Here is a 15669-nt window from a genome sequence, read left to right on the forward strand (position 1 = left end):
AGATCTGAAAGGGAACACGGCACGTATGGGTTTCGAACCGCCGCAGCGTCTGGTGCGAGCGCTCGGCGAGGTGTACGGGGAACCGGCCGCCGCCGACTGGCTGGCGCAGCTTCCCGCGATGACCGACGAGGCGCTGTCCGCCAACGGGCCGGAGCTGACCGTGGAGCGGGTGGCCGCCCCCGGTGGGCGCAGCAGCCTGGTGCTGCTGGTGCGGCGCCCCGACAGCACCCCGGCGGCTCTGAAGATCGCCCCGTCCGGGGCCGTGCCCGAGCTGGAGCAGGCGGCGCTGACGCACTGGAACGGCTGGGGTGCGGTGCAGCTGATCGGCTCCGGCGGCGGCGCGCTGCTGCTGGAGCGGCTGCACCCCGAGGTGTCGCTGCGCTCGCTGCCGGAGGCGAAGGCACTGCTGGAGGCGGCGGGGACGGTGCGGCGGCTGTGGGTCGAGCCGCCTGCCGGGCACTCCTTCGAGACGGTCGCCGAGCGGACCGGGCTCCGGGCGGAACCGATGCGGGCCGCCGCGAAGGCCGACCCGGTGCTGGAGCCGCTGGTCTCCGCGGCGCTGGCGGCGCGCGAGGAACTCGTCGCCGGCTCCCCCGAAGTCCTGCTGCTGCACGGCAACTTCCGCCAGAGCAAGGTACTGGCGGGCGAGCGGGCGCCCTGGCTGACCGTCGGACCGGAGCCGCTGGTCGGTGAGCGCGCCTATGACCTGGCGCGGCTGGTCCGTGACCGGGTGGAGGATCTGATCGCATCCCCGGGCGGCGCTGTGACGGCCCGTCGCCGGGTCAACAAGCTCGCGGACTCGCTGGATGTGGACCGGGAACGGCTCCACGGCTGGACGCTGTTCCGCGCGGTGGAGTCGGGCACCCGTGCGCTGGCGGCCGGCCGTCGCCAGGAGGGCGAACTGACCTTGGAGTTCGCGGGCTGGCTGTAGCCCTCACGGTGAACGGCGGTGCGGCACGGGGCCGACCGCCTCGATCCGCCCCTCATGAAACGGGCGAAGGCCCCCGCGCTGCAGAAACAGTGCGGGGGCCTTCGGCGGTCCGAGCGGGCGTCAGCCCTGCACGGTGAGGCGGGCGATGGCCTCGTCGACCGTGAGCTCCTCGCGCTCGCCCGTACGGCGGTCCTTGAGCTCCAGGACGCCCTCGGCCGAGCGACGGCCGGCGACCAGGATCTTCGGCACACCGATCAGCTCGGCGTCGGTGAACTTCACACCCGGCGAGACACCGGCACGGTCGTCGACCAGGACCCGGACGCCCGCGGCGCCGAGCTTCTCGGCGACGTCGAGGGCCAGCTCGGTCTGGAGCGCCTTGCCCGCGGCGACGAGGTGGACGTCGGCCGGGGCGATCTCGCGGGGCCAGCACAGGCCCTGCTCGTCGGCGGTCTGCTCGGCGAGCGCGGCGACGGCGCGGGAGACGCCGATGCCGTACGAACCCATGGTGACGCGGACGGGCTTGCCGTTCTGGCCGAGCACGTCGAGCTGGAAGGCGTCCGCGAACTTGCGGCCCAGCTGGAAGATGTGGCCGATCTCGATGGCGCGGTCCAGCTTGAGGCCGGTGCCGCACTTGGGGCACGGGTCGCCGGCCTCGACGACGACGACGTCGAGGTAGTCGTCGACCTCGAAGTCGCGGCCGCAGACGACGTTCCTGGCGTGGGTGTCGGGCTTGTTGGCGCCGGTGACCCAGGCGGTGCCGGGGGCGATGCGCGGGTCGGCGATGTAACGGACCTTCTCCAGGCCCTGCGGGCCCACGTAGCCGCGCACCAGGTCGGGACGGCCCTCGAAGTCCTCGGCGGTGACCAGTTCGACCACGGCGGGGGCGAGGTGCTCGCCGAGCTTGCCGAGGTCGACCTCGCGGTCGCCGGGGACGCCCACGGCGACGATCTCGCCGTCTACCTTGACCAGGAGGTTCTTCAGCGTCGCGGAGGCCGGGATCCCGAGGTGGGCGGCGAGCGTCTCGATGGTCGGGGTGTCGGGGGTGTCCAGCTCCTCGACCGGGCCGTGCGCCGAGCCGTCCGCGGGGGTGGCCTTGAAGGTCACGGCCTCCGTGTTGGCCGCGTAGTCGCAGGCGGGGCAGTCGACGAAGGTGTCCTCACCGGCCGGGGCGGGCGCCAGGAACTCCTCGGACGCCGAGCCGCCCATCGCGCCGGAGACCGCGGAGACGATGCGGTGGTCGAGGCCGAGCCGCTCGAAGATGCGGATGTAGGCGGCGCGGTGCAGCTGGTAGGCCTCGATGAGGCCTTCGTCTGTGGTGTCGAAGGAGTACGAGTCCTTCATCTGGAACTCGCGGCCGCGCAGCACACCGGCGCGGGGGCGGGCCTCGTCGCGGTACTTGGTCTGGATCTGGTACAGGATCACGGGCAGGTCCTTGTAGGACGTGATCTGATCCTTGACGACCTGGGTGAAGATCTCTTCGTGGGTGGGGCCGAGGAGGTACTCGGCGCCCTTGCGGTCCTTGAGCTTGAAGAGCAGGTCGCCGTACTCGTCGTAACGACCGCTCGCGTCGTACGACTCCTTGGGGAGCAGCGCCGGCAGCAGGACTTCCTGACCGCCGATGGCGTCCATCTCCTCGCGCACGACGCGGGTGATGTTCTCCAGGACCTTCTTGCCCAGGGGCAGCCAGGTCCAGATCCCGGCCGCGGTGCGGCGTACGTACCCGGCCCGGACGAGCAGCTTGTGGTTGAGCGTCTCGGCGTCCGCCGGGTCGTCGCGCAGTGTCTTGATCATCAATCGGGACATGCGCTGGACCTGGACCATGATGAACTCCTGCTCGGAAGGGTGATATGCAGGAGGTTAGCCGGGTGATACGGGCGGGCGGAAATCGATTGGCCCTCCCCGGGCCCGGCGGCGCAGCGGAAGAGGTGCTCCCATCACCGCGTACGGCATGGGAGCGCTGGGAAACAGCACCTGCCGGGCCAGGTCCCGGTAGCCGAGCGTGCGATACAGACCACGCGCCGGGCTCTCCGTGTCGATGGCGGAGAGGATGGAACGGGGCTGGTCGACGGCGTCCGTGAGGGCGGTGATCAGCGCGCGGCCGATGCCCTGGTTCTGAAACTCCGGGTGGACGTGCAGTTCGGTGATCACGAAGGAGTCGTCGAGCCAGTGCTCGCAGTCGTTGGCCCGCAGATAGGGCTCGACGACCGTGGACCACCAGTGTCCGCGCTCGTTCGGCATGCCGTAGACGAATCCGACGAGACGGCCGGCCCGCGTCGTGGCGCCGAGGGCGCGGGCATGCGGGTGCTCGAGATGCCTGAGGACGATGTGGCGGCGTACGTTCACCTCGTTCTGCCCGAGGCCGAAGGCGACGGCCTGCACGGCGAGCGCCTCGTCCACGCGCGCGGCGAGATCGATCGGCCCGACCAGGACACTGGGAGTGTGGGCACCGCCCCCGGAAACTGCTGCCATGCGCCGAACCCTACTGTCCGTGCCGGGCTGCGGGATACGTGCCCGGGGCTGCCGGGGGTGCCCTCGGACGGGCGGGAACCGCAGGCCGGGGGGCGCGCAACGGCTCCCCGTGCGCAAGATCCGGACGGCCGCCTTCGGCGTGGTCAGAACAGCACGCTCATGAATGCGCCGACCTCACGGAAGCCGACCCGCCTGTAGGCCTTGCGGGCCGGGGTGTTGTAGTCGTTCACATACAGGCTGACGACCGGCGCGACATCGGCGAGCGCATGGCGCAGGACCGCCGCCATCCCGGTCTCGGACAGCCCGCGGCCCCGGTATTCGGGGGCGACCCAGACACCCTGGATCTGGCAGGCCTGCGAGGTGGCCGCGCCGATCTCCGCCTTGAAGACGACCTTGCCGTCCTCGACACGGGCGAAGGAGCGGCCGGCGCCGACGAGCTCGGCGACGCGTGCCTGGTAGAGGAGTCCGCCGTCACCGGCCAGCGGGGAGATGCCCACCTCCTCGGTGAACATCGCGACGCAGGCCGGCATCAGCAGCTCTATCTCGTCCTTGCGGATGCGGCGTACGAGCGGGTCGGGCGTCACCTCGGCGGAGGGACTCTCGGTGACCATGAGCGGCTGGTTGGCCCTGACCTCGCGTGCGGGGCCCCACCCGGGTTCGAGGAGTCGCCACAGCTGTGCCGTGGGTTCGGCGGGACCGACGATGGACGAGCAGCGGCGGCCGGCCCGCCGGGCACGGTCGGCGAAGGCCCTGACGGCCTCGGGGGTGGCGCAGATGGGTACGAGATTGGCGCCGGAGTAGCAGAGCGACCGCAGTCGGCCGTCCGCGTACCAGCCCCACATCTCGCCGCCGAGGCGCCACGGGTCGAGCCCTGCGATCTGGACCCGTGATGTCACGAAGGCGTTGGCGACGGGTTCGCTCTCCAGGATGGCGAGCGCGGCGCCGAGGTCGCTGGGTTCGAGGACCCGGGTGGTGGTCTGCGTCAACACGAGGGGGCCTCACCATGCAGTCTGCTGATTTCCGCACTGTACCCAAAGAGGCTGGGAGACGCCGCCCCATGCCCGCCTCCGGTCCCTTCGGCGCACCGTGAGGTCTCTCACGGCTGTGCCCCGCCGGGCGGCTGGTCCGCCGGGCGGGGCATTGGTGCTGAGAGCGGGAGTACGGCTCGGATCGGCGCCGGGCCGGTCGCGAGACCGGCGTCAGCTGACGGAGACCTCGGGTTCGCCGGAGGCGATGCCGTCCTTCTCCATCTGCTCGGCGATCTTCAGGGCTTCCTCGATGAGTGTCTCGACGATCTTCGACTCGGGAACCGTCTTGATGACCTCGCCCTTGACGAAGATCTGCCCCTTGCCGTTCCCGGACGCCACACCCAGATCCGCCTCACGGGCCTCGCCCGGACCATTGACGACACAGCCCATCACGGCCACCCGCAACGGCACCTCCATGCCCTCAAGACCCGCGGCCACCTGATCCGCCAGCTTGTACACATCCACCTGCGCCCGACCGCACGACGGACACGACACGATCTCCAACCGCCGCTGCTTCAGATTCAACGACTCCAGAATCTGCAGACCGACCTTGACCTCCTCGGCCGGCGGCGCCGACAACGACACCCGGATCGTGTCCCCGATCCCCTCCGACAGCAACGCACCGAACGCCACCGCCGACTTGATCGTCCCCTGGAACGCAGGCCCCGCCTCCGTCACCCCCAGATGCAACGGGTAATCACACTGCGCCGCCAGCAGACGGTACGCATTGACCATCACCACCGGATCGTTGTGCTTCACCGAGATCTTGATGTCCCGGAACCCGTGCTCCTCGAACAGCGACGCCTCCCACAACGCCGACTCCACCAGAGCCTCAGGCGTCGCCTTCCCGTACTTCTTCAGCAACCGCGCATCCAGCGAACCCGCGTTCACACCGATCCGGATCGGCGTCCCCGCATCACTCGCCGCCCGCGCGATCTCCTTCACCTTGTCGTCGAACTGCTTGATGTTCCCCGGATTCACCCGCACCGCCGCACAGCCCGCATCGATCGCCGCGAACACATACTTCGGCTGGAAATGAATATCCGCGATCACCGGAATCTGCGACTTCCGCGCAATCGTCGCCAACGCATCCGCATCATCCTGCGTCGGACACGCCACCCGCACGATCTGACAGCCCGACGCCGTCAGCTCCGCAATCTGCTGCAACGTCGCACCGATGTCCGACGTCCGCGTCGTGGTCATCGACTGCACCGACACCGGTGCATCCCCACCGACCGCCACCGACCCGACCTGGATCTTGCGGCTGACCCTCCGGTCGGCGAGCTTGGTCGGAACGGACGGCATTCCGAGAGAAATCGCAGTCATGCGCTGAGCATCCCCAAGGTGTGGATCAAGGTCCCGAGATCGGCGGGCTCCGGACTTCGAGGTTACGGCACCGGTGGGATCACCGAGCACACCGCATCCCGAAGTCCGGACAACCGTGGCCGGCCGGACACCGGGTGGGTGCCCGGCCGCCACTCGTGGTGCATGCGATGCGGTCGCCGGGCCGGTCAGGTGATCTTGACCGGGTTGACGATGTCTGCCACCAGGACCAGCAGCGTGAAGCAGATGAAGACACCGGCGACGACATAGGCGACCGGCATCAGCTTGGCCACGTCGAAGGGGCCGGGGTCGGGGCGCCTGAAGACCCGTGCCACATTGCGGCGCAGGGACTCCCAGAGCGCTCCGGCGATGTGCCCGCCGTCGAGCGGCAGCAGGGGCAGCATGTTGAAGAGGAACAGTGAGAGGTTGAAGGTTGCGAGGACGAACAGCATCATCGCGATCTGGTTCGTCGCCGGGATGTCCAGGTTCATCACCTCGCCGCCGATCCGGGCGGCACCGACCACACCGACCGGGGAGTCCGCAGCCCGCTCGCCGTCGCCGAATGCCGCGTCCCACAGGTCCGGGATCTTGGACGGGAGGGCGATGATCGAATCGACACCGTTCTCGATCATGTCGCCCATGCGGACGACCGAGTCGCCGAACGAGAGCGGCACGATGGCCGTCTGAGCCGCGAAGCCCAGGTATCCGGCCGGGACGAACTTGCCGGGGACCACCTCGCCGTTGGAGTCCTTCTCGGCCACCGAGTTCTTCTGCAGCACGGCGTGGAGGGTCTTCTCCTGGCCGTCGCGCTGGACGGTGATGGTGGCGGGGCCGATGGTCTCGCGGATCCGGTCGGAGAGGGTGGCCCAGTCGTCCACCTTCCGGCCGTCGAAGGCGACGATCCTGTCGCCCTTCTTCAGTCCGGCGGCCTGCGCGGGCGAGACCGGGTCGCTCTTCTTGCAGGTGTCACGCTTCTCGCTCTGCGCGATCACGCACTTCTGAACTCCTGCCACCTCGGTGGTCTGCGTCTGGAAGCCGAAGGTCATCGCGACCCCCAGGAAGATCGCGACGGCGAGGACGAGATTCATGAACGGTCCGGCGAACATCACGATCACGCGCTTCCACGGCTTGCGCGTGTAGAAGAGACGCTTTTCGTCACCCGGCTCGATCTCCTCGAAGGAGGCCTCTCTGGCGTCCTCGATCATGCTGCGCCACGGTGAGGTGGACCGCGCCTCCAGCCGGCCGTCCGCACCGGGCGGAAACATGCCGATCATGCGGATGTAGCCACCGGCCGGGATCGCCTTGATCCCGTACTCGGTGTCGCCCTTCTTCCGCGACCAGACGGTCGGTCCGAAGCCGACCATGTACTGCGGAACGCGGATACCGAAGAGCTTCGCGGTCGACAGGTGACCCAGCTCGTGCCAGGCGATCGAGAACAGCAGGCCGAAGGCGAAGATGACGATGCCCAGAATCGTCAACAGGACCGTCGTAATACTCATGCGCGCGCCTCCGCTGTCGCTTTCGCCGAGAGTTCCCGAGCCCGGGCCCGCGCCCAGGTCTCCGCTTCCAGGACGTCTGCGACCGTGAGCGAAGTTCCCGTGGACGGGGTGCCGTGTTCGGCCACCACCGCCGTGACCGTATCCATGATTCCGTTGAACGGCAGCCGCCCTGCCAGGAAAGCGTCCACGCATTCCTCGTTCGCGGCGTTGAACACCGCCGGGGCGGTGCCGCCGAGCGTACCCACATGCCTGGCCAGCCCCACGGACGGGAAGGCGTCGTTGTCGAGGGGGAAGAACTCCCAGGTGGACGCCTGCGACCAGTCGAACGCGGGTGCCGCATCCGGCACGCGCTCCGGCCAGCCGAGGCCGATGGCGATCGGTCCGCGCATGTCCGGCGGGGTGGCCTGGGCGAGGGTCGAGCCGTCGGTGAACTCCACCATGGAGTGAACGTACGACTGGGGGTGGACGACGACCTCGATCCGGTCGAACGGGATGTCGTAGAGGAGATGCGCCTCGATGACCTCCAGCCCCTTGTTGACCAGGGTGGCGGAGTTGATCGTGATGACCGGGCCCATGGCCCAGGTGGGGTGCGCGAGGGCCTGGTCGCGCGTGACGTGCGCCAGCTCGCTCTTCGTCCGTCCTCGGAACGGGCCGCCGGAGGCGGTGACGACGAGCTTCCGGACGTCGGCCCGGGTACCGGCGGCGAGCGCCTGGAAGAGCGCGGCGTGCTCGGAGTCGACCGGGATGATCTGGCCGGGCTTGGCCAGCGCCTTCACCAGGGGGCCGCCGACGATCAGCGACTCCTTGTTGGCGAGGGCCAGCGTACGGCCCGCCTCCAGCGCGGCGAGCGTGGGGGCGAGGCCGATCGAGCCGGTGATCCCGTTGAGCACGGTGTGGCAGTCGCTCCCGGCGAGCTGCGTGGCGGCGTCGGGCCCCGCCAGGATCTCGGGCAGCGGCTGCCCGGCCCCGTACTGCTCGCGCAGCGCCTCGCGCAGGGCCGGCACCGCGTCCGGTGCGGCGACGGCAACGGTGCGTACCCTCAGCTGCCGGGCCTGCTCGGCCAGGAGGGCGACCCGGCCGCCCGCGGCGGAGAGCGCGGTGACGCGGAAACGGTCGGGGTTGCGCAGCACCAGGTCGATGGCCTGGGTGCCGATGGACCCGGTGGAGCCGAGGATGACGAGATCCCGGCGGCCTTCCGCTGCGTCGAAGACGAGGTGCGGGTCGGCAAGGGGGGCAGGGCTGTCGCTCATGCCCCCCATTGTTGCGGCACCGGCCCGGCAGGTGGACAGCGCGTCCCCGGAGAAGCCCGGAAGAGCAGGTCCGGCAGCGTTCCTGTGAATTCCGGCTGCCGCCGGGCCCCGGCCCACGCCAGGGCCCGGCGGCGCGGTGCGGGGCCGGTCGCGCGCGGGCTGTGCCGGAGCCGCGGGGCGAGGGCGGTGATCACACCGAGCGGAACGTGGTCCACTGCGCGGTCATGATGTCCTGCGGGATGCCCCCGATGTCCTTGGTGCCGGTGATCTCGCCGCGGAAGGCGAGCGTGGTGGAGCCCGAGCGGACGACGGTGAGGTACTCGTACAGCTTCAGCTTCCCCTTCACGTCGAGGAGGGTGAACCGGAAGGCCTTGGCCTCGTCGGCCTCGGCCGCGAAGCCGGGGGCCTCGGCGGGCTCGACCTTCAGATACTTCGCGCTCGCCAGTGCCCGGTCCTCGGTGAAGCCTCCGGCGCATTCCGCGCCCGCCGTGCCGAGCGCCTTCATGACCTCGGCAGCCTCCCCGTTCGCGTACGACCGAAGGGTGACGTCGACGGTGATGCCGAGCATCTCGTCGGGGAGGTCGACCTTGCGCTGGACCTGGGCGGCGGGGTCGTGCCCGCTGACGTCGCCGGCCAGGCTGACCAGCGGCTGGCAGACGGCCGGGTCTGCTGTGTAGGCGTCACCGAGAGGGCCGTCGAGGGTGTACTCGGACGCCGTGTACCTGCCGACGCCCTGCCCGTCGGTGAAGGAGGCCGCCGTGAGCTGCGCCTCGGTGAGTGCCTTGGGCGCAGAGGCTGCCCCCGACGGTTTGTCGTCCTTCCCCGGTCCACCCGGACCGCTCTTCTCACTGCTGCACGCGGTTGCGCCCAGAGCCGTCGCGACCGCAATCGTCACGGCCGCCGCCCGGCGCCACTGCCTGCGCTGGATCCCCACCCCGAACATCTCTGCCCCATCTCGCTGTTGGTGTGCGTCGTTCCCGGCCGACGCCCGATTGTGCGGCATGCCCGCGGCCGACGCGTCTACTTGGACATGGGGTGGGCGCACAAGGCCTTCTGATCTGCGCTGTATTCCAGGTGCAGCAGCCAGTCCATGCCCCAGCACCTGTCCCCGTCCGAGATCCAGAACTCGGCCTCGGGCGAGCTGCAGCCGACCTCTTCCAGATCCTGGTCGGGCCATGTGGCGTTGTTGCGGACGCAGTCTCCGACGGTGAACGTGGGCTGCGCGTCGGGGATCAGCCTCGGCACGGTGACCATGGCGAGCGCCAGTACCAGGGCGGCCATGACGACCAGCGCGGGCGGGCGGGCCAGTACGCGGCGGCCGGGCGAGAGCGGGGGGCGCGGATGCCCCACCGGGTGGGGCAGCGCGCGGATGCGGGAGCGGGCACCGATGTTCATCAGCATCGTGACCGGAGTGGCGAACACGGACAGCAGGCCCCACCAGCCCCGCCACAGCGTGTCGGAGGTCAGCTTGCGGTAGACGGCGGTTCCGCAGGTCCGGCAGAAGGCGCCTTCCTCGGTCAGGAAGCGGAGCGTGATGACCAGACCCCGGTGTCCGCGCACCACGACGTGGGCTGCGGGTATCGCACCGCAGATACGGCAGGACACGGTGGATCCGAACGGAACCGGAGGGTGGTGGGGCGATGTGGACATGAGAACTCCTGGGAACGGCGTGCGCCCCGGAACCCTAATGGGGGATCGCGGATTCCGTGGCGGAATCTCACGAGCACCGGCCATCCGCGAGGCTCCGCAGGTCAGCTGTCCCGTCGTACGAAGCCGCCGGATCCTCCCTCGCTCCCGTTCGTACCGGCGGGTCCTCGTCGCGGTGCGCTCCGAGCGGGCCGTGTCACATCCCGGGGGGCCGTGTCGTCGTAATGCTGAGACGAACACACCGTCCAGCGAGCAGGAGCCCCGTGGACGCTGGGCGATCGCGCCCTGCCGGCACCCGGACCACGCTCGGCGGGACCGGCCGCACTGCCGGCGGGGAGGCTTCCCCCCATGGCGGCGCGGCGTCGTTCGTGCACCGAGTTCAGGGTACGAGGAGGAACCCGATGAGTGACTTTCAGGCCATTGCGGATCGCGTCGAGATCGAGGCGCTGCGCGGTGAGTTCACCGATGCGGTGATGATGCGCGACTACGACCGTGTCGCCTTGCTGTTCACACCGGACGGCGTGTGGCGAATGCCCGGCATCCCCGTTGAGCTCGAAGGCCAGGAGGCGATCCGCGCCTGGGGCAGGCGGGTGCCCGATGTCGTGGACTTCCTCGTGCAGAACACGCACCCGGGCGTGATCCGGCTCGACGGCGCCTCCGCGTCCGGCCGTGCGTACATGGCGGAGATCGGGCGTGGCCGCGACGGCCGCGGAGGGCTGAACTACGCCATCTACCACGACCGTTATCAGCGCACCGGCGACGGCTGGAAGTTCGCCGAGCGCGTCTACGAGATCCGGTACGAAGACACCTCGCCGCCGGCCGGCTCGCCGCCCCGCTCGGCTGAGGATGCGTAGCCGGCCCACCGCGCAGGCCCGGTCGTTCGAGAACACCGGTCATCGGTGTTCTCGAACGGCCCGGCACCCCGGCCGGCCGGCGAACCGCTAACGGTTCGTGAGTTCCGCGAAGCCGGCGAATGCCTCGTGAAATCGGGGGAACGTCTTCCGCACGCAGCCGGGATCGTCGTAGGTGATGCCGGGAACGCGCAGGCCGGCGACGGCGAACGACATGACGATGCGGTGGTCACCGTGGGTGGCGATCTCGGTGGGACGCGGTGTACCGGGGTGGATCTCGATCCAGTCGGGGCCGGTCCGGACGGTGATGCCCATCCGCCGGAGGTTCTCCGCGCAGGCCTCCAGCCGGTCGCACTCCTTCACCCGGGTGTTGCCGACGTCCTCGATGCGTACCGGGCCGGAGGCGAAGGGCGCGAGCGCGGCCAGGGTCGGCATGGTGTCCGAGATGTCGCGCATATTGACTGTGAGGCCGCCGAGCGTGCCGCTGGACCGGACCGTGGTGGCCTCCTGGGTGCTGCGCACCTCGGCGCCCATGCGGCGCAGCACGTCGACGAACCCGAGGTCGCCCTGGAGCGCGTCCTTCCCGAGGCCGGGGACGGTCACCTCGTGGCCGGTGAGCGCTGCCGCGGCGAAGAAGTAGCTGGCCGTGGAGGCGTCGGGTTCGACGGCGTACGAGGTGGCCCGGTAGCCGCCGGGCGGCACCGTGAAGACATTGCCGTCGCGGGTCACCTCGACGCCGAAGCTGCGCATCATCGCGAGGGTGATCTCGATGTACGGGGCGGAGACCAGGTCGGTGACGGTGATCCGGAGCCCTTCCGCCGTCAGCGGCCCGAGCATCAGCAGCGCGGTGAGGTACTGGGAGGACTCCCCTGCGTCCAGGGTGAGTTCGCCGCCCTTGATCCCGGACGCGGCGATCCGCAGCGGGTGGTGGCCCTGAGCCGCCTCATGGTGCAGCTCGACGCCGAGTGTGCGCAGGGCCTCGGTGAGCGGGGCGAGAGGCCGGCGGCGCATCTGCGCGGAGGCGTCGAAGCGGTACGTGCCGGAGGCGGCCGCCGCAACGAGCGTCGGCAGGAAGCGTGCCGTGGTGGCACCGTCGCGGCAGTAGACGTCGGCCTCGGTGGCGGCCGGTCCGGCCGGGCGGCCCTCGATGTGCCAGCGGTCCGCCTCCTTCGCCACGTCGTAGCCGAGACGGCCGAGGCCCTCGGCGAAGCCTTCGGTGTCGTCCGAGCTCAGGGGGCGTACGAGGGTGCTGACGCCGTCCGCGGCGGCGGCCAGGAACAGGGCGCGTGCGGTGACGGACTTGGAACCGGGGACATGGATGACGGTCACGTGTCCCCATCCTGCCGTGCGGCGCGCGGCCGGGCGGGGCGCGTCCAGCGAGTGGACGCACCCCGCCCGGTGGTGCAACGGCGGGTGACCCGCTATGTCACCGGTCAGCGGATGGTTCGGTGAACGTTCCCCCTGGTGGCCGGACCGGGGCTGGCGTCGGCGATCCAGGGGCCCTCGCCGCTCGGGTCGACGACACCCTCCTCGAGCCAGGTGTACGAACCGTCCAGGACGGCGTCGACCACACGACGGTCGAGGTCGTCGGTGTTGGACCAGAGCCGCGTGAAGAGTTCTTCGGTCCGGACCCGGGACTGATGGCAGAAGGCGTCGGCGAGCTGGTAGGCCTCCCGGCCGTGCTCACCGGTACTGCGCAGATGTTCCGCGCGGACGCAGGCGGCGCTCATCGCGAAGAGTTCCGCTCCGATGTCGACGATCCTGCCGAGGAAGCCCTGCTTGGTCTCCATACGGCCCTGCCAGCGCGACATCGCGTAGAACGTGGAGCGGGCCAGTTTGCGCGAGGAGCGTTCGACGAACCGCAGGTGGGCGGAGAGGTCCGGATGACCGGAGTGATGGAACTCACTGTAGGTTCGGGGGAGTTGACCTGGTCCGGTGACCAGTTGGGGCAGCCAGCGGGCGTAGAAGCCGGCCGCGTTCGCCCCTGCCTTCGCCTTGGCGGAGAGCGGCTTCTCGGGGTCGATCAGGTCGCCCGCGACCTTCAGATGGGCGTCGACGGCCTCACGGGCGATCAGCAGATGCATGATCTCCGTCGAGCCCTCGAAGATCCGGTTGATGCGCAGGTCGCGCAGGAGTTGCTCGGCGGGGACGGCCCGCTCGCCGCGGGCGGCCAGGGAGGCTGCCGTCTCGAAGCCGCGGCCACCGCGGATCTGGACCAGTTCGTCGGCCATCAGACAGCCCATCTCGGAGCCGTACAGCTTGGCCAGCGCTGCTTCGATCCGGATGTCGTTGCGATCCTCGTCCGCCATCTGGGAGGCGAGATCCACCACGGCTTCCAGCGCGAAGGTGGTTGCCGCGATGAAGGCGATCTTCGAGCCGACGGCTTCGTGCCGGGCGACCGGCCTGCCCCACTGCTCGCGGACGGACGACCATTCGCGGGCGATCTTCAGGCACCACTTCCCGGCGCCGACACACATGGCGGGCAGGGACAGCCGTCCGGTGTTGAGGGTCGTGAGGGCGATCTTGAGGCCGGCGCCCTCGGGGCCGATACGGTTCGCGGCCGGCACCCGGACCCGGTGGAAGCGGGTCACGCCGTTCTCGAGCCCGCGCAGCCCCATGAAGGTGTTGCGGTTCTCCACGGTGATGCCCGGGGCGTCCGCCTCGACGACGAACGCGGTGATGCCGCCCTTGTGGCCGTCCGACTTCGGGACCCGGGCCATCACGACCAGCAGGTCGGCGACGACACCGTTGGTCGTCCACAGCTTCACGCCGTCGAGGATGTAGTCGGATCCGTCCGGGACGGCGGAGGTGGCGAGCCGGGCCGGGTCGGAGCCGACATCCGGTTCGGTGAGAAGAAAGGCCGAGATGTCGGTACGGGCGAGCCGGGGCAGGAACGTGTCCTTCTGCTCCTGGCTGCCGAACAGCTTCAGCGGCTGGGGAACGCCGATGGACTGGTGCGCCGAGAGCAGCGCACCGAGCGCCGGGTTGGCGGAACCGACCAGGGAGAGAGCCCTGTTGTAGTAGACCTGGGTCAGCCCCAGGCCGCCGTACTTCGGGTCGATCTTCATCCCGAGGGCGCCGAGTTCCTTGAGGCCGTTGATGACCTCGTCGGGGATCTGCGCCTCACGTTCGATCAGTGCGCCGTCGATCTTGGTCTCGCAGAAGTCGCGCAACCGGGCGAGAAACGCCTCGCCGCGCCGGACGTCGTCCGCGGCCGGCATCGGGTGCGGATGGATCAGATCCAGCCGGAAACGGCCAAGGAACAGTTCCTTGGCGAAGCTGGGCTTGCGCCAGTCCTGCTCACGTGCGGCTTCGGCCACTTGACGCGCTTCGCGCTCGGTGACCTTGGGCGTGTTCTTGGGAGCGGATGGTGCGGACATGAGGAGCTCACCTCGCCGCGTTGTCGGGTGGTCGGACACGGCCGGTTCGCGCGGAGCGCGCCGCATGCGCGCCTGCCGAGCCATACCAACCGGTGCTACTCGTCCGTATGTACCCGATTCCTGCCGCCCTCACCAGCCCTCGGACGCCGATCGGGTCGTGCGCCACTCCAGCGGCACGTTCAGCTGGCGAACCGCGGTCGGGCCGGTTCGAAGGAAGCGGGAACGGCCGAAGCCCCTGTCTGCAGGGCACGTTGCCCTTCGACGGACGGCCCGGCCGGCCCGACTTCCTCCGGCGGACGGTTCCGCCGCCCGGGCACAGCGAGGCTTCTTCGATCTGCTGTGCCCGGGCGGTGGGAGCCGAAGGCTCGCGCCGGCTACGCCGTCGGCGCCTGCGAGATCCGCACCATGTTGCCCGACGGGTCGCGGAACGCGCAGTCGCGCGGACCCCAGGGCTGGTCGATGGGCTCCTGCAGCACCTCTGCGCCGGCCGCCCGCACCTTCTCGAAGGCTGTGTCGAGATCGTCGGTGCGGAAGACGATGTTCGGCAGGACGCCCTTGGTGAGCAGTTCCTGCAGCGCGTCGCCGTCGGCCTTGGACCGGCCGGCGTGAGGTTCCGAGAGCACGATCTCGAGGTCCGGCTGGGTCGGGCTGCCGAGGGTGACCCAGCGGAATCCGCCGGAAGCGACGTCGTTGCGTACTTCGAGGCCGAGCGCGTCGCGGTAGAAGGCGAGCGACTCGTCCGGATCGTTGACGGTGATGTGGCAGTACTGGAGTGCGATGGTCATGCGGACCACGCTAGGCGGCGGCCTCGCGGACCGCTTCTCCGATCCTGCTCGGCATGTTTCTGGTCGGACGGGTGCGCATCTTCGCCACACACGCGGGCATCGCCGAGACTGCGGGGTGCTCGCGCAAACGGTAGGCGCTCGGCGTCTCCCCAAGGAGCTCGGTGAATCGCGAGCTGAACGAGCCGAGCGACGTACAGCCGACCGCCATGCACGCATCGGTCACGCTCATACCCGCGCGCAGCAGAGCCATCGCCCGCTCGATCCGGCGGGTCATGAGATAGCTGTACGGCGTCTCGCCATAGGCCGCCCGGAACTGCCGCGAGAAGTGCGCCGGTGACATGAGCGCGTGGCGGGCGATCGTCGGCACGTCGAGCGGGCGTGCGTACTCCCGGTCGATCAGATCCCGCGCCCGGCGCAGGTGCCCGAGGTTGGCGAGGTCTTGCGGGGTCATGGGACGAGGCTACCAGCGTTCCCTTCGGAAGCTGCTGACCTGCGACGATGCGACG

14 protein-coding genes are annotated in these 15669 nt (G+C 69.9%); 2 read left to right on the top strand and 12 right to left on the bottom strand.

From position 1 onward, the window contains the following. The first annotated feature begins 25 nt into the window (after positions 1-25). Positions 26-931 (top strand): aminoglycoside phosphotransferase family protein, encoded by a 906-nt coding sequence (locus OG878_RS11860; protein ID WP_328886758.1) that lies wholly within the window; start codon positions 26-28, stop codon positions 929-931. A 120-nt stretch (positions 932-1051) separates the two neighbouring features. Here the strand turns inward: OG878_RS11860 and OG878_RS11865 are convergent, their stop codons facing one another. The 8 genes from OG878_RS11865 to OG878_RS11900 all read right to left on the bottom strand — a co-directional run bounded on the left by OG878_RS11865 (position 1052) and on the right by OG878_RS11900 (position 10150). Further along, the gene (locus tag OG878_RS11865) at positions 1052-2752 is read right to left on the bottom strand and encodes a proline--tRNA ligase (RefSeq protein WP_328886759.1); all 1701 of its coding nucleotides are present in this window, start codon (positions 2750-2752) and stop codon (positions 1052-1054) included. Between the two features lie 36 nt (positions 2753-2788). Next, positions 2789-3400: a GNAT family N-acetyltransferase gene (locus OG878_RS11870; RefSeq protein WP_328886760.1), complete on the bottom strand. Its 612-nt coding sequence runs from the start codon at positions 3398-3400 to the stop codon at positions 2789-2791. 143 nt (positions 3401-3543) lie between these two features. Then, entirely contained in the window at positions 3544-4386 is an 843-nt protein-coding gene (locus tag OG878_RS11875; RefSeq protein WP_328891212.1) for a GNAT family N-acetyltransferase, read from the bottom strand. Between the two features lie 213 nt (positions 4387-4599). Next, positions 4600-5754, bottom strand: a complete 1155-nt coding sequence (ispG, locus tag OG878_RS11880) for a flavodoxin-dependent (E)-4-hydroxy-3-methylbut-2-enyl-diphosphate synthase (protein WP_328891213.1) — start codon at positions 5752-5754, stop codon at positions 4600-4602. Between the two features lie 185 nt (positions 5755-5939). Beyond that, positions 5940-7250, bottom strand: a complete 1311-nt coding sequence (locus OG878_RS11885) for a M50 family metallopeptidase (RefSeq protein ID WP_328886761.1) — start codon at positions 7248-7250, stop codon at positions 5940-5942. Next, positions 7247-8509 carry a 1-deoxy-D-xylulose-5-phosphate reductoisomerase gene (dxr, locus tag OG878_RS11890; protein WP_328886762.1) on the bottom strand — a complete coding sequence of 421 codons (1263 nt, stop codon included), beginning with the start codon at positions 8507-8509 and terminating at the stop codon, positions 7247-7249. Before dxr ends, OG878_RS11885 begins: the two co-directional genes overlap by 4 nt. Positions 8510-8690: 181 nt before the next feature. Beyond that, positions 8691-9443, bottom strand: a complete 753-nt coding sequence (locus tag OG878_RS11895; protein ID WP_328886763.1) for a hypothetical protein — start codon at positions 9441-9443, stop codon at positions 8691-8693. 77 nt (positions 9444-9520) lie between these two features. After that, on the bottom strand, positions 9521-10150 hold the full coding sequence (locus tag OG878_RS11900; RefSeq protein ID WP_328886764.1) for an LppU/SCO3897 family protein: 630 nt from the start codon (positions 10148-10150) through the stop codon (positions 9521-9523). A gap of 398 nt (positions 10151-10548) precedes the next feature. Between OG878_RS11900 and OG878_RS11905 the strand changes: the two genes are divergently transcribed. After that, positions 10549-11001 carry a nuclear transport factor 2 family protein gene (locus OG878_RS11905; RefSeq protein WP_328886765.1) on the top strand — a complete coding sequence of 151 codons (453 nt, stop codon included), beginning with the start codon at positions 10549-10551 and terminating at the stop codon, positions 10999-11001. Positions 11002-11088: 87 nt separating this feature from the next. On the opposite strand, the gene aroA is transcribed toward OG878_RS11905, so the two are convergent. From aroA to OG878_RS11925, 4 genes are all read right to left on the bottom strand, one after another. Continuing rightward, positions 11089-12327, bottom strand: a complete 1239-nt coding sequence (gene aroA, locus OG878_RS11910; protein WP_328886766.1) for a 3-phosphoshikimate 1-carboxyvinyltransferase — start codon at positions 12325-12327, stop codon at positions 11089-11091. A 104-nt stretch (positions 12328-12431) separates the two neighbouring features. After that, on the bottom strand, positions 12432-14378 hold the full coding sequence (locus OG878_RS11915) for an acyl-CoA dehydrogenase family protein (protein WP_328886767.1): 1947 nt from the start codon (positions 14376-14378) through the stop codon (positions 12432-12434). 374 nt (positions 14379-14752) lie between these two features. Continuing rightward, complete coding sequence (locus tag OG878_RS11920) at positions 14753-15163, bottom strand: VOC family protein (protein WP_328886768.1); 411 nt, start codon at positions 15161-15163, stop codon at positions 14753-14755. Positions 15164-15173: 10 nt separating this feature from the next. Next, positions 15174-15614, bottom strand: a complete 441-nt coding sequence (locus OG878_RS11925) for a helix-turn-helix transcriptional regulator (protein ID WP_328886769.1) — start codon at positions 15612-15614, stop codon at positions 15174-15176. Between the last annotated feature and the right edge of the window lie 55 nt (positions 15615-15669).

Source organism: Streptomyces sp. NBC_00316 (assembly GCF_036158715.1).
Classification (GTDB): domain Bacteria; phylum Actinomycetota; class Actinomycetes; order Streptomycetales; family Streptomycetaceae; genus Streptomyces.